This is a genomic window from Sphingobium sp. CFD-2, assembly GCF_024611135.1.
GTDB lineage: Bacteria > Pseudomonadota > Alphaproteobacteria > Sphingomonadales > Sphingomonadaceae > Sphingobium > Sphingobium fuliginis.
The window spans coordinates 3,742,950-3,755,591 of the sequence record NZ_CP084405.1; the positions used below are offsets into that span (position 1 = coordinate 3,742,950).

The following is a 12,642-nucleotide window of genomic DNA, read 5'->3' on the forward strand; positions in this document are numbered from 1 at the left end:
TGTATGAGGTCCTCATGCGCTTTGCCCTTCTCCTCGCCCTGCCGTTTCTCGCCGCTGCGCCTGCCCAGGCCTGGGGACCGATCGGCCATCGCGTCACCGGCGCCATAGCTGATCGCAACCTGAGTGGCGCCGCACGCGCCCAGGTCCGCCTGCTGCTGGGGTCGGAAGATCTGGCCGAAGCGGCGACCTGGCCGGATGACATGCGGTCCGACCCCGCCGAATATTGGCGCAAGACGGCCAGCCCCTGGCATTATGTCACGGTGAGGGAGGGCGATCGTTACACCGCCGCGGACGCGCCGAAGGAGGGGGACGCGATGACGGCGCTGACCCGCTTTACGGCGACGCTTCGCGATCCCAAGGCGTCGCTGGACGACCGCCGCATGGCGCTGCGCTTCGTCGTTCACATCATTGGCGACCTGCATCAGCCGCTGCATGTCGGCGGTGGTGACGACCGGGGCGGCAATGATGTGAAGGTCACTTTCTTCGGCGCGCAAAGCAACCTGCATTCGGTCTGGGATTCCGGCCTGATCGACCAGCGCGCCCTGTCCTATTCCGAATATGCGGACTGGCTGTCGCGGTCGATCACGCCGGAACAGACGATTGCCTGGAGCCTGTGTGATCCGGACATCTGGACCCGCGAAAGCATCGCGTTGCGCAAGACCGTTTATCCGGCGGACCCGAACCTGTCCTGGGACTATGCCTATCGGCATCGCGCCGAGCTGGACGACCGGTTGCGGCGGGCAGGTGTCCGCATCGCCGCCTGCCTGAACGCGATTTTCGATTCGCCCCGGCAGCCCTAGGACCGGTCGACATTCCGTTCATGGTCGACGACTCGGAATGGCGGTCGCGAAAAACAGGGGTTTTCCGCTCAATGTGAAAAATGCTCCGGGTTTCCGGACCGAATTGAAGCGCAGCGCGCTCCTGCGACCACTCTACCCCCGCTCCCGCAGCCGCTCCACGATGGCGCGCGCGGCCCGCGTGACATCGTCCCAGGTCATGTCGAAGCCGGCATCGTCCCCGAAATAGGGATCGGTCACGCTGCTCCCCTCGCGCCCTGGCACCAAATCCATCAGCAGCCGCACGTCCGCCGTCCCCTCCGAAGGCTGAATCCGCCGCAGATTCTTCAAATTTTCCGTATCCAGCGCGAAGACATGTTCGAACCGCCGGAAATCCCCCGCCGTCACCTGCCGCCCACGGTAGCCGGAAATGTCGATCCCATGCCGCAGCGCCACCGCCTGCGCGCGCCGGTCCGGCGGCGATCCGACATGCCAGTCGCCGGTACCCGCCGAATCCACCGTCACCGAAAGGCCCGCCCGCTCCGCCTCCGCACGCAAAGCGGCCTCCGCCAGCGGCGATCGGCAGATATTCCCCAGGCACACGAACAGGACCGAAGCGCTCATCCCTCGGCCGCCGCCGTGCTCAGGCCCAGTTCCGGCACACCGATCGACCGCCGCCCGCCGAAATCGGTGCGCGCCACGATCACGCCCAGCTTTTCCATATAATCGATCAACCGCCGCACGCGCCCCGGCGAACTGGTGCCATAGGCGCGCGCCAGCGCCACATCGTCGGGGCAGGGCAGCCCCTGCATCGCCGCCCGCGCAATCAGCAGGAAAGGAGCGAGCATATCCTCCGGCACAGGTTCGGCGGCCTTCATCGCATCGGCCCAGCGCGGGTCGGCGGCATCGAACATGCCCGCCTGCGCCATGGCGAATCGCTTGCGGAAAGCGGGCAGGTCGAGCGGCGGCTGGCGCAGTCCCTTCATCCGGCAGCGGACGCCGAAATCCTGATAGAGCGTCGACACGCTGGGCTGCGCCTCCCCCAGGTCCGCCACGATCTCCTCCAGCACGGCGATCACCACCGGCTCGTTCTGGCCGAAGTCCAGTTCCGGCGCGGCGGGCTTGGCCGAAGGCGCGGCGGCAAGGGCGCGCATCAACTCCTCCGCAGGCAAGGCCGGCGGCTCGGCGCGGGGTGGGGGCGGGGGCAGCGCCTCTTCCTCGCCCGCGCCCGCGAACAGCAATTCCTGCAAATCCTCCGTCGCGGCGACAGGCGGCGGCATCAGCTTGTGCGTGCCGCCGCGCGTGCTGGTCTTCACCGACCCGATCTTCACCGCCACCGGCCGTCGACAGATGGCCGGGCCCAGGGCCAGAAAGCGGCCGCGCTCCAGGTCGCGGATCTGCTCCGCCTGCCGCCGCTCCATGCCCAAAAGGTCCGCCGCCCGCGCCATGTCGATGTCGAGGAAGGTGCGCCCCATCAGGAAGTTCGATGCCTCGGCCGCGACATTCTTGGCGAGCTTCGCCAGCCGCTGCGTCGCGATGACGCCCGCCAGGCCGCGCTTGCGCCCCCGGCACATCAGGTTCGTCATGGCCGCCAGCGAAAGCCGCCGCGCCTCGTCCGACACATCGCCCGCCGCCACGGGGGCGAACATCTGCGCCTCGTCCACCACCACCAGCGCGGGATACCAGTGGTCGCGCGGCGCATCGAACAGCGTCGACAGGAAAGTCGCGGCGCATTTCATCTGCGCCTCCAGCTCCAGCGATTCCAGACTGAGCACCACGGATGCGCGATGCTCGCGTATGCGCATCGCCATCTTGACGATCTCGCGCTCATTATAGTCGCCCGCGTCGATCACCACATGGCCATATTCATCCGCCAGCGTGACGAAATCGCCCTCCGGATCGATCACGACCTGCTGGACCAGCGCGGCGCTTTCCTCCAGCAGGCGGCGCAGCAGATGCGACTTGCCGGACCCTGAATTGCCCTGGACGAGCAGACGGGTGGCAAGCAATTCCTCGACATCGACCAAAACGGCATTGCCGTTGCTGTCATTTCCTATGCTGATGCTGGCGGTCACGGATTTCCTTTGGCCCATGGCGGGGGCTTCGCGCAAGTGCACAGAATAAGGATGCCGTCCTCCTGCCCTCGCGGGATCACGTCGCGCGATGCGGATTTCCTTGACCATCCCATTGTTGCGATGCAGCATCGATCCATCATGGCGACTCTTGCATCCTCTCCCGCTCCTGCGATCACGCAGAACCCGGACATCCGCTTTCTCGGTCGTTTGTTGGGCGACGTCATCCGCGCCTATGGCGGGGAGAAAATCTACAAGCAGACCGAATATATCCGCTCCGCCTCGGTCGATCGGGCGCGCGGCCTGCACGGCGCGGACGTGGTCGACACCGGACTCGACGCGCTGAGCCTCGACGACACGCTGAGTTTCGTGCGCGGCTTCATGCTCTTCTCGATGCTGGCCAATCTGGCCGAGGACCGCCAGGGCGTCGCTGCCGAGCCGGGGGCCGATGTCGCCTCCGCCGTCGAAAAGCTGCGGTCCCATGGAATAGAGCGCGAGGCGGTGCTCGACCTGCTGTCTCATGCCCTGATCGTGCCGGTCCTGACCGCTCACCCGACCGAGGTGCGGCGCAAGAGCATGATCGACCACAAGAACCGCATCGCGGACCTGATGCTGCTCAAGGACGGCGGCCGGACGGAAACCGATGAGGGCGAGAATCTGGACGAGGCGATCTTCCGCCAGATCGCGCTGCTGTGGCAGACGCGGCCGCTGCGCCGGGAAAAGCTGTTCGTCGCGGACGAGATCGAGAATGTCCTCGCTTATTTCCGCGACGTCTTCCTGCCCGTGCTGCCCGCCCTCTACGCCCGATGGGAACGGGTGCTGGGCGCGCGCCCGCAGAGTTTCCTGCGCGTCGGCAACTGGATCGGCGGCGACCGCGACGGCAATCCCTTCGTTCAGGCGCCGCAGCTTCGGTTCGCGCTCGCCAGGGGCTGCGAGGCTGCGCTGGGCTTTTATATGGATGCGCTCCACGCCCTTGGCGCGGAACTGTCGCTCTCGACCGAACTGGCCGATGTGTCGCAGGCCGTTCTGGACCTGGCCGACGCCAGCGGCGACGTCTCGCCCAGCCGTCAGGACGAGCCCTATCGCCGGGCGATTTCCGGCATCTATGCCCGTCTGGCCGCCACCTACCGGTCGCTGGTCGGCAAGGCGCCGTCCCGCCCCTCGGCGCTCAAGGGCGAACCCTATGCCAGCCCCGCCGACCTGCGCCGCGACCTGGTGACGGTCGCGCAGGGGCTGGCGAGCGAAGGCAATGGCGCCCTGGCGACCGGCGGCGCGCTTGGCCGCCTGATCCGCGCGGTCGAAACCTTCGGCTTCCATCTCGCCACGCTCGACATGCGACAGAACAGCGATGTCCATCAGAGCGTGGTGGCCGAACTGCTGAAAGTCGCGGGGGTCGAGGCGGACTATGCCGGCCTCGACGAATATGCCCGCATCGCCCTGCTCCGGCGGGAACTGGCGAACAACCGGCCACTGGGCACGGCCTTTTTCGAATATTCGGAACAGACCGCGTCCGAACTCGCCATCGTCCATTCGGCGGCGGAGGCGCATCGCATCTACGGCCCGCAATGCATCACCCATTATATCATCTCCAAGGCGGAGAGCGTTTCCGACCTGCTCGAGGTGAACATCATCCTCAAGGAAGCGGGCCTGTGGCGCGCGGGCACGGAGGGCGCGCCGCCGCAGGCCGCGATCATGGCCGTGCCGCTGTTTGAAACCATCGCGGATCTCGAGGCCGCGCCCAAGATCATGGCCGCCTATTTCGGCCTCCCCGAAATAGGCGGCGTGGTGCGGGAACGCGGCCATCAGGAAGTGATGATCGGCTATTCCGACAGCAACAAGGACGGCGGCTACATCACCTCCACCTGGGGGCTGTTCCAGGCGAGCAAGGCGCTGGCCCCCGTCTTTGCCGAAGCGGGCACGGCGATGCAGCTATTCCATGGCCGCGGCGGCGCGGTCGGGCGTGGCGGCGGTTCTTCCTTCGCGGCGATACAGGCGCAGCCCAAGGGCACGGTGCAGGGCCGCATCCGCATCACCGAACAGGGGGAGGTGATCGCCGCCAAATTCGGCACCCGCGACGTCGCCATGACCAATTTGGAAGCGATGACCAGCGCGACCCTGCTCGCCAGCCTGGAACCCGAAGTCCTGTCCGATCGCGATGCCGCCCGCTTCGCCGCCGCCATGGACCAACTGTCGAAGACGGCCTTCGCCGCCTATCGCGATCTTGTTTATGGTACTGAGGGCTTCAAGGAATTCTTCCGGCAATTGACCCCGATCCAGGAAATCTCCGGCCTCAAGATCGGCTCCCGTCCGGCCAGCCGCACCAAGAGCACCCGGATCGAGGATTTGCGCGCCATCCCCTGGGTGTTCAGCTGGGCGCAGGCGCGGGTGATGCTGCCGGGTTGGTATGGGGTCGGCCACGCGCTTTCCGCCTTTGAGGACAAGGCGCTGCTGGCCGACATGGCGCAGCACTGGTCCTTCCTGCAATCGGCGCTCGCCAATCTGGAGATGGTGCTGGCCAAGTCCGATCTGGGTATCGCTGCTCACTATCTGCCGCTGGTCGAGGATCAGGCGCGGGGCGCGGAAATTTTCGACCGCATCCGCGACGGTTGGGACATGGCCCATGACGGCTTGCTCGCCGCCACCGCCCAGTCGCGGCTGCTGGAGAAGAATCCCAAGCTCGACACGTCGATCCGCCTGCGCCTGCCTTATATCGAGCCGCTGAACCTTCTTCAGGTCGAACTGATGAAGCGCCATCGCAGCGGCGAGGACGACCCGCGCATCAAGGAAGGCATAGAATTGTCGATCAACGCGATCGCCACGGCGCTGAGGAATAGCGGATAGGGGTGGATTGCGGACATTCCCCCTCCCGCAGGCGGGAGGGGGCTAGGGGGTGGGCTGGCGCGACATCTGCGCTGTCTTGCAACGGCTAAGTCAGAAGCTCGCTACGCTCGCGCCCACCCCTAACCCCTCCCGTTTACGGGAGGGGAAGGTCTTGAATTGGCCAGTTCCCGCCCCGGATCGCCCCACCCTTCTACTTCCGCGGAATCCTTCGTGCGCTGGCCAGATGATGGGCGTGCGTGATCGCTACGGCCAGGGCGTCCGAGGCATCGGGTCCTGCGATCTTTGCGCCGGGGAGGAGGCGGGAGACCATGGCGTGGACCTGCTCCTTCGATGCATTGCCGACGCCGACCACGGATTTCTTGACGAGCCGGGCGGCATATTCGCCCACTTCCATGCCGGATCGCGAAGCCGCCAGCAGCACCACGCCACGGGCCTGGCCGAGCTTGAGCGTCGATTGCGGGTTCACGTTGAGGAACACCTCTTCGACAGCCGCGCCATTGGGTTGGTGTTCGAGGATGAGGTCGGTCAGCGCCAGATCGAGCACCAGCAGCCGGCTGGCCAGCGCCATGCCTGAATCGGTCTTGATCTGGCCGTTGGAGATATGGGTGAGGCGGTTGCCGTCCGCGGCGATCAGGCCCCAGCCGGTCGTGCCAAGGCCCGGGTCCAGGCCCAGGATGATCATGATATTCCCCTCGTCCCTTCACGGAAGAGGACAGGGAGGCTCGCCGGCCCGCCGGACAGGCCCGTCTGGAGGGAGACCGGGCCGGGCGCGTCGGCTGCCGCGCCCTCCTGGCTTCGCCCGAGCGGCAGGGCCGCCAGGGCTTCGCAACCCTCTCCCCGCAGGGGAGAGGGAAGGGGAAGGATCAACCCAGCTTCTCCATGACTTCGTCGGAAACTTCGTAATTGCCCCAGACGGTCTGGACGTCGTCATCGTCTTCCAGCGTGTCGACCAGCTTCATCAGCGTCGCCGCATTGCTCTCGTCCACCTCGACGGTGGTCTGCGGCTTCCAGGCGAGCTTGGCGCCTTCGGCCGGACCGAGCTTGGCCTCCAGCGCCCTCGCGACTTCGTGCAGCGCGTCCATGGCGGTCCAGATCTCATGCTCGTCCTCGTTCGAGGAGACGTCGTCCGCACCCGCTTCCAGCGCCGCTTCGAAGATCGCGTCGGCATCGCCCGCGCTCGCCGGATAGGTGATGAGGCCCATGCGGTCGAAACCGTGGCTGACCGCGCCCGAAGCGCCCAGATTGCCGCCATTCTTGGAAAAGGCCGTGCGGACATTGGTCGCGGTGCGGTTGCGGTTGTCGGTCAGCGCCTCGACGATGATGGCCACGCCGCCGGGACCATAGCCCTCGTAACGGATTTCCTCGTAATTCTCCATGTCGCCGCCGATCGCCTTGTCGATCGCGCGCTGGATATTGTCCTTTGGCATGGACTGCGCCTTGGCGGCGTTGACCGCGAGACGGAGGCGCGGGTTCATGTCCGGATCGGGCATGCCCATCTTCGCCGCCACGGTGATTTCGCGCGACAGCTTGGAGAACATCGAGGAGCGCTTCTTGTCCTGCGCGCCCTTGCGATGCATGATGTTCTTGAATTTGCTATGGCCGGCCACGGCCTGCTCCTGACTTGTCTGTTTGTTCGATGCGGGCTCTCTAGCGAGCGCGCCCTCGATGCGCAATGTCAGACGAGGATCGCGGTGCCCGAGGCGGTCACCATCAGCATCGACCCGCTGGACCCGACGGTCTCATAATCCAGATCGACGCCGACGACCGCATTGGCGCCCAGCGCCGCGGCGCGGGTGCGCATTTCCGCGATCGCCTGTTCGCGGGCACGCTGGAGCACGTCCTCATAGGCGCCCGAGCGCCCGCCGACGATGTCGCGCACGCTGGCGAACAGGTCGCGGAACAGGTTTGCGCCCACGATCACCTCGCCGGTGACGATGCCGAGATATTCCTTCGCAGGCCGGCCTTCCAGCGAAGGGGTGGTGCTGACGATGATCCCGGTCATGGACGCTCTCCCCACGCTGCGATTTATTCGATGCCCAGCGCCGTCTTGTATGTTTCCAGCAGCGCTTCGGCTTCCATGCGGGCATTGCGCTCCATCTTGCGCAGGCGGACGATGGACCGCATCGTCTTCACGTCATAGCCATTGGCCTTCGCCTCCAGATAGACGTCCTTTATATCGTCCGCGATGCCCTTCTTTTCCTCTTCCAGGCGCTCGATGCGCTCGATGAAGAGGCGTAGCTGTTCGGCGGCGACATTGCCATCGCTCATGGGAATCTCCAGTAAGTGTGAATCGGTTGATGAATCGGTCGGCGCCTGCCTCTAATGATTGTCGGCGTTCTTCGCCACACTCTCCTGCATGCGGGCGATCTGTTCCGGCGTCGCCTCGCCCTGGTGGCGGGATTTCCATTCGGCAAAGGGCATGCCATGGATGATCTCCCGCGCTTCCTCTTTGCCGATCGTGCCGTCCGCCTCCGCGATCCAGTCGGCCAGGCAGTTGCGGCAGAAGCCCGCCGTTCCCATCAGGTCGATATTCTGGACATCGGTGCGGTGCTGCAAATGCGCCACCAGCCGTCGGAAGGCGGTTGCGGCAACCGCATCACTGAGTATGTTATCGCTCACGGCGAACCTTTCGCTGATCATCATCCTGTCGTGCAGCACGGATAATCGAAAACCGCGCCCTGGCAAACCAGAGGCGACCATGACGGCCAGGAGACAAGAGGAATGACGAAATTACCGCCCCGTTCGCGCAAGGTCCGCATATTGGCGACCCTTGGCCCCGCGAGCGACAGCCCGGAAATGATCCGGGCGCTGTTCGTCGCCGGGGCCGACGCTTTCCGCATCAATATGAGCCATGGCGCGCATGAGGATCATGCCGCGCGCATCGCGACGATCCGGGCGCTGGAAAAGGAATTCGGACGTCCTACGACAATCCTGGGCGACCTTCAGGGGCCGAAGCTGCGCGTCGGGACATTCGATCGCGGGCTGGCGGTGCTGGAAACGGGCGCGGCCTTCGTGTTCGACAGCGATCCTGCGCCGGGCGATGCGACGCGGGTCAACCTGCCCCATCCGGAAATCTATGCGGCTCTGGTGCCCGAAACCCGGCTGTTGCTGGACGACGGCAAGATGGTGCTGCGGGTCAAGAAGGTGGCGGAGGATCGCATCGACACGGTGGTCGAGGTCGGCGGTACCCTTTCCAACCGCAAGGGCGTGAACGTGCCCGATGTGGTCGTGCCGGTGCCGGCGCTGACCGAAAAGGACCGGCGCGACCTGAGCTTCGCGGTCGAACAGGGCTGCGACTGGATCGCCCTGAGCTTCGTCCAGCGGCCGGAGGACCTGGCCGAGGCGCGCAAGCTGATGGGCGGCTATGGCGCACTGATGGCGAAGATCGAGAAGCCGGCGGCTGTCCAGCGGCTGGAGGAGATCATCGAACTGGCCGACGGCGTGATGGTGGCGCGGGGCGACCTTGGCGTGGAACTGCCGCCCCAGGCGGTGCCGCCGCTGCAGAAGCAGATCGTGGCGACCGCGCGCCGCATGGGTCGGCCCGTCGTGGTGGCGACGCAGATGCTGGAATCCATGATCAAGGCGCCGACGCCCACCCGCGCCGAAGTGTCCGATGTCGCGACCGCGGTCTATGACGGGGCCGACGCGATCATGCTGTCGGCTGAAACGGCGGCGGGCGACTGGCCGGTCGAGGCGGTGACGATGATGGACAGCATCGCCCATAGCGTGGAGCGCGACCCGGGCTATTTCGGGCGGCTGCACTATACCGAGACGAAGCCCGATCCCACCACCGCCGATGCGCTGGCGGAGGGCGCCGGCAGCATCGTGTCCGTCGTCGGGGCGAGCGCGATAACCTGCTTCACCTCTTCGGGCAGCACCGTGCGCCGCGTGGCGCGCGAGCGGCCGATGACACCGATCCTGGCGCTGACGCCCCGGCAGGATACGGCGCGCAAGCTGGGGCTGACCTGGGGCGTGCATGCCGTCCGGACCAAGGACATCGGCACGTTCGAGGAGATGATCGGCAAGGCCCGTCGCATGGCGCTGCGCCACGATATGGTCGAGAAGGGCGGCAAGATCGTCGTGCTGGCCGGCGTGCCTTTCGGGACGCCGGGGTCGACCAATGTGCTGCATGTGGCCGCGATTCGCGGAGATGAGCTGAGGGGCCGGGACGAGGGCTGAATGCCGATCGGTCCTGAGGGGCGTGCTCCTGCCTTCGCAGGGGCACGTCCAGCTTAGACGGTTGGGCTTCGAAGCAACGCCAGCTCTGCCAGTTCCCGGCGCAGCGTCGCCGCATCGCGGAACAGGTGGCCGCGCATGCCTTCCGCCTCGGCCGCCAGGACATTTTCCTCGCGGTCATCAATGAACAGCGCCTGTTCCGCGCTCAAACCGAAGCGCTCCAGCGCCAGCCGGTAGATCGCGGGGTCGGGCTTCACCAGCTTTTCCGCGCCGGAGACCACGATGTCGCGGAAGGGGTCGAACAGCGCCGACTCCCGAGCATGGAATGGCGCCCAGAATTCATGGCTGAAATTGGTGATGGCGAAGAGCGGAATGCCGCCCTCGTGCAATTCAAGGACGATCTCCGGCATGCCCTCGACTGCCGGTCCTACGCTGTCGATGAACTTCTCGCCCCAGAGGCGAATCAGCGCCGCATGTTCGGGATGGCGCGCGATCAGCTCTGCGCTGGTTTCCGCGAAGGGGCGGCCCTGGTCATGCTGGAAGTGCCAGTCCAGCGTCACCACGTCCCGGAGAAACGCATCGAGCGCCCGATCGTCATCGATCAGGCGCTCGTACAGAACCCTTGGGGTCCAGTGATACAAGACATTGCCAACGTCAAAGACGACGGCGGCAATATCCGCCATGAATCAGCCCTGGCGGGCCTTGAAGCGGCGGTTGGTCTTGTTGATGACATAGGTGCGGCCGCGACGGCGGATCACGCGGTTATCCCGGTGACGGCCCTTGAGCGACTTGAGCGAATTGCGGATCTTCATGGAACCAGCCTTTGAATGAATCTTGCGTGATCGAAAATCGAAGCGCAGCCCCTATGGGCGGGACGGCCGAAAGTCAAGGGCGGCCGCCCGCTTTTCGCTCCATCGCCGCGCCGTTCATCCTGCATGCAGCAAATCCGTGGCTTGACGCTTTTAAGGGATTAGCGGCGCGGTGTCGTGTAGAGGCTGTTCATCCCCTGGAGTGCCATCCATGTCGAATCCGTCCATGTTGAAGAAGATCGTCCTTCCGTCCCTGCTGGCCCTGGGGCTCAGCGGCTGCGCCACGGCTGTTCCACCCGTGGAGGTGACGCGGTTCCATATCGACGATCCGGCGCGCAACGGGACCATCGCCGTCGAGGAAATGGCCGGCAACCCCGATGTCGGCCTGGAATTCCGCACCTATGCCGCCGCGGTCGAGCAGGAATTGCAGCGCGTGGGCTTCACCACGGCCGCACAGGGGGCGAAGAGCGACTATGTCGCGCTGGTGAGTTTCCGCCGCACCTTCCGCGAACCCGAAAGCTATGGCGCCAATGGCAAGCCGGTAAGCGTCGGCGTGGGCGGCGCCGTGGGCAGCGGCGGCTATTCCGGCCTGGGGCTGGGCATCGGCATCAACCTGTCGGGCAAGCCCAAGGGGCAGGTCTTCACCGAATTGCAGGTGCAGATACGCCGCCGCGCCGATTCGACCACCATCTGGGAGGGCCGGGCGCAGACCGGGGCGCGGGAGGGAACGCCCGCATCGCAGCCGGGTCTGGCGGCGCAGAAGCTGGCGACGGCATTGCTGGGGGGCTATCCGGGCGAATCGGGGCGGACTATAACCGTCAGATGAGCATCTCGATCACAAGTGCCTTCGACAGCGGCAATATTCGCGTCCTTTCCATTTCCGCCACGTCCGCAGGCGTCCGCGCCGAGCTGGAGATCGTCAAGGACCGGCAGAGCGACTTCTACCAATGGTTCCACTTCCGCGTGGCTGGCGTGGCCGGGCGGGAAGTCGAACTGGCGATCGTCAATTGCGGCGCGTCGGCCTATCCCGACGGCTGGCCAGGCTATAAGGCGCGCTATAGCGAGGATCGGGAGAATTGGCTTCTGGCGGACACCGGCTATGCCGACGGGACGCTGACGATCCGTCTGTCGCCCGACAGCAATGCGGTGTGGCTCGCCTATTTCGCGCCCTATTCGATGGAACGGCACCATGATCTGGTCGCCTGGGCGGCGTCGCAGCCGGGGGTGGAGCATCGCGAACTGGGGCTGACGGTGGACAGGCAGCCGCTCGACCTGCTGGTGCTGGGGGAAGGACCGAAGAAGGTCTGGCTCTACGCCCGCCAGCATCCGGGCGAAAGCATGGCCGAATGGTGGATGGAGGGCGCGCTGGAGCGGCTCTGCGACGAGGAGGACGCCGTGGCGCGGCTGCTGCGCAGGGAGGCGACCTTTTACATCGTGCCGAACATGAATCCGGACGGCAGCCGTCGCGGCCATCTGCGGACCAACGCCGTGGGCATCAACCTCAACCGCGAATGGCATGAGCCGTCGATGGAGAAGAGTCCGGAGGTGTTCCTGGTGCGCGGGGCGATGGATGAGGTCGGGGTCGACTTCGCCATGGACGTGCATGGCGACGAGGCTATTGCGGCCGTGTTCCTGGCCGGGTTCGAGGGCATTCCCTCCATCACGGAGCGGCAGTCGGCCTTGTATCGCCGCTATCGCGACACGCTGGCCGCCCGGACGCCCGATTTCCAGACGAGGAAGGGCTATCCCACCGCGCCGGCGGGCAAGGCGAACCTGTCCATGTCCACCAACCAGTTGGCCGAGCGCTTCGGCGCCGTGGCAATGACGCTGGAAATGCCGTTCAAGGATAATGACGACCTGCCGGACGCCGATTTCGGCTGGTCGCCGGCGCGGTCGATCCAACTCGCCAAGGACTGCCTGGGCGTGCTGGCGGAGATGATCGACGAAATCTGAACCCGGCCGGCCGCG

The 12,642-nt window shown here is 65.8% G+C and carries 14 protein-coding genes; 5 read left to right on the forward strand and 9 right to left on the reverse strand.

Annotation, left to right across the window (positions count from 1 at the left end):
- Positions 1 to 14: 14 nt before the first annotated feature.
- On the forward strand, positions 15 to 800 hold the full coding sequence (locus LDB29_RS18565; protein ID WP_044660384.1) for a S1/P1 nuclease: 786 nt from the start codon (positions 15 to 17) through the stop codon (positions 798 to 800).
- 132 nt (positions 801 to 932) lie between these two features.
- On the opposite strand, the gene LDB29_RS18570 is transcribed toward LDB29_RS18565, so the two are convergent.
- Positions 933 to 1,400: a low molecular weight protein-tyrosine-phosphatase gene (locus tag LDB29_RS18570; protein WP_257555275.1), complete on the reverse strand. Its 468-nt coding sequence runs from the start codon at positions 1,398 to 1,400 to the stop codon at positions 933 to 935.
- Positions 1,397 to 2,851, reverse strand: coding sequence for an ATP-binding protein (locus LDB29_RS18575; RefSeq protein ID WP_257555277.1), 1,455 nt, complete (start codon positions 2,849 to 2,851; stop codon positions 1,397 to 1,399). Before LDB29_RS18575 ends, LDB29_RS18570 begins: the two co-directional genes overlap by 4 nt.
- A gap of 138 nt (positions 2,852 to 2,989) precedes the next feature.
- On the opposite strand from LDB29_RS18575, the gene ppc reads away from it, so the two are divergent.
- Positions 2,990 to 5,689 (forward strand): phosphoenolpyruvate carboxylase, encoded by a 2,700-nt coding sequence (ppc, locus tag LDB29_RS18580; protein ID WP_257555279.1) that lies wholly within the window; start codon positions 2,990 to 2,992, stop codon positions 5,687 to 5,689.
- A gap of 190 nt (positions 5,690 to 5,879) precedes the next feature.
- Here the strand turns inward: ppc and ruvC are convergent, their stop codons facing one another.
- From ruvC to LDB29_RS18605, 5 genes are all read right to left on the reverse strand, one after another.
- Positions 5,880 to 6,371: a crossover junction endodeoxyribonuclease RuvC gene (gene ruvC / locus LDB29_RS18585; protein ID WP_025547533.1), complete on the reverse strand. Its 492-nt coding sequence runs from the start codon at positions 6,369 to 6,371 to the stop codon at positions 5,880 to 5,882.
- 181 nt (positions 6,372 to 6,552) lie between these two features.
- Positions 6,553 to 7,296, reverse strand: a complete 744-nt coding sequence (locus LDB29_RS18590) for a YebC/PmpR family DNA-binding transcriptional regulator (protein WP_007688711.1) — start codon at positions 7,294 to 7,296, stop codon at positions 6,553 to 6,555.
- A gap of 68 nt (positions 7,297 to 7,364) precedes the next feature.
- The gene (locus LDB29_RS18595) at positions 7,365 to 7,691 is read right to left on the reverse strand and encodes a heavy metal-binding domain-containing protein (RefSeq protein ID WP_173664360.1); all 327 of its coding nucleotides are present in this window, start codon (positions 7,689 to 7,691) and stop codon (positions 7,365 to 7,367) included.
- Between the two features lie 23 nt (positions 7,692 to 7,714).
- Entirely contained in the window at positions 7,715 to 7,957 is a 243-nt protein-coding gene (locus LDB29_RS18600) for a DUF2312 domain-containing protein (RefSeq protein ID WP_007688707.1), read from the reverse strand.
- A 51-nt stretch (positions 7,958 to 8,008) separates the two neighbouring features.
- The gene (locus tag LDB29_RS18605; protein WP_235600886.1) at positions 8,009 to 8,308 is read right to left on the reverse strand and encodes a DUF1244 domain-containing protein; all 300 of its coding nucleotides are present in this window, start codon (positions 8,306 to 8,308) and stop codon (positions 8,009 to 8,011) included.
- Positions 8,309 to 8,410: 102 nt separating this feature from the next.
- Between LDB29_RS18605 and pyk the strand changes: the two genes are divergently transcribed.
- Positions 8,411 to 9,868: a pyruvate kinase gene (gene pyk / locus LDB29_RS18610; protein ID WP_025547524.1), complete on the forward strand. Its 1,458-nt coding sequence runs from the start codon at positions 8,411 to 8,413 to the stop codon at positions 9,866 to 9,868.
- A gap of 53 nt (positions 9,869 to 9,921) precedes the next feature.
- Here the strand turns inward: pyk and LDB29_RS18615 are convergent, their stop codons facing one another.
- Together LDB29_RS18615 and ykgO are read right to left on the reverse strand one after the other, a co-directional pair.
- Entirely contained in the window at positions 9,922 to 10,548 is a 627-nt protein-coding gene (locus LDB29_RS18615; protein WP_257555291.1) for an HAD family phosphatase, read from the reverse strand.
- A 3-nt stretch (positions 10,549 to 10,551) separates the two neighbouring features.
- Positions 10,552 to 10,677, reverse strand: a complete 126-nt coding sequence (gene ykgO / locus LDB29_RS18620) for a type B 50S ribosomal protein L36 (protein ID WP_004210176.1) — start codon at positions 10,675 to 10,677, stop codon at positions 10,552 to 10,554.
- Positions 10,678 to 10,885: 208 nt separating this feature from the next.
- Between ykgO and LDB29_RS18625 the strand changes: the two genes are divergently transcribed.
- Positions 10,886 to 11,500 carry a DUF4136 domain-containing protein gene (locus LDB29_RS18625; protein ID WP_082718712.1) on the forward strand — a complete coding sequence of 205 codons (615 nt, stop codon included), beginning with the start codon at positions 10,886 to 10,888 and terminating at the stop codon, positions 11,498 to 11,500.
- The gene (locus LDB29_RS18630) at positions 11,497 to 12,627 is read left to right on the forward strand and encodes a M14-type cytosolic carboxypeptidase (RefSeq protein WP_061937824.1); all 1,131 of its coding nucleotides are present in this window, start codon (positions 11,497 to 11,499) and stop codon (positions 12,625 to 12,627) included. Before LDB29_RS18625 ends, LDB29_RS18630 begins: the two co-directional genes overlap by 4 nt.
- The last annotated feature ends 15 nt before the right edge of the window (positions 12,628 to 12,642 follow it).

What these genes read in the sequence shown, in the direction of transcription:
- LDB29_RS18565 (WP_044660384.1), top strand. Translation starts at nt 15, where the DNA reads ATGCGCTTTGCCCTTCTCCTCGCCCTGCCGTTTCTCGCCGCTGCGCCT.
- LDB29_RS18570 (WP_257555275.1), bottom strand. Translation starts at nt 1,400, where the DNA reads ATGAGCGCTTCGGTCCTGTTCGTGTGCCTGGGGAATATCTGCCGATCG.
- ppc (WP_257555279.1), top strand. Translation starts at nt 2,990, where the DNA reads ATGGCGACTCTTGCATCCTCTCCCGCTCCTGCGATCACGCAGAACCCG.
- ruvC (WP_025547533.1), bottom strand. Translation starts at nt 6,371, where the DNA reads ATGATCATCCTGGGCCTGGACCCGGGCCTTGGCACGACCGGCTGGGGC.
- LDB29_RS18595 (WP_173664360.1), bottom strand. Translation starts at nt 7,691, where the DNA reads ATGACCGGGATCATCGTCAGCACCACCCCTTCGCTGGAAGGCCGGCCT.
- LDB29_RS18600 (WP_007688707.1), bottom strand. Translation starts at nt 7,957, where the DNA reads ATGAGCGATGGCAATGTCGCCGCCGAACAGCTACGCCTCTTCATCGAG.
- pyk (WP_025547524.1), top strand. Translation starts at nt 8,411, where the DNA reads ATGACGAAATTACCGCCCCGTTCGCGCAAGGTCCGCATATTGGCGACC.
- LDB29_RS18615 (WP_257555291.1), bottom strand. Translation starts at nt 10,548, where the DNA reads ATGGCGGATATTGCCGCCGTCGTCTTTGACGTTGGCAATGTCTTGTAT.
- ykgO (WP_004210176.1), bottom strand. Translation starts at nt 10,677, where the DNA reads ATGAAGATCCGCAATTCGCTCAAGTCGCTCAAGGGCCGTCACCGGGAT.
- LDB29_RS18625 (WP_082718712.1), top strand. Translation starts at nt 10,886, where the DNA reads ATGTCGAATCCGTCCATGTTGAAGAAGATCGTCCTTCCGTCCCTGCTG.
- LDB29_RS18630 (WP_061937824.1), top strand. Translation starts at nt 11,497, where the DNA reads ATGAGCATCTCGATCACAAGTGCCTTCGACAGCGGCAATATTCGCGTC.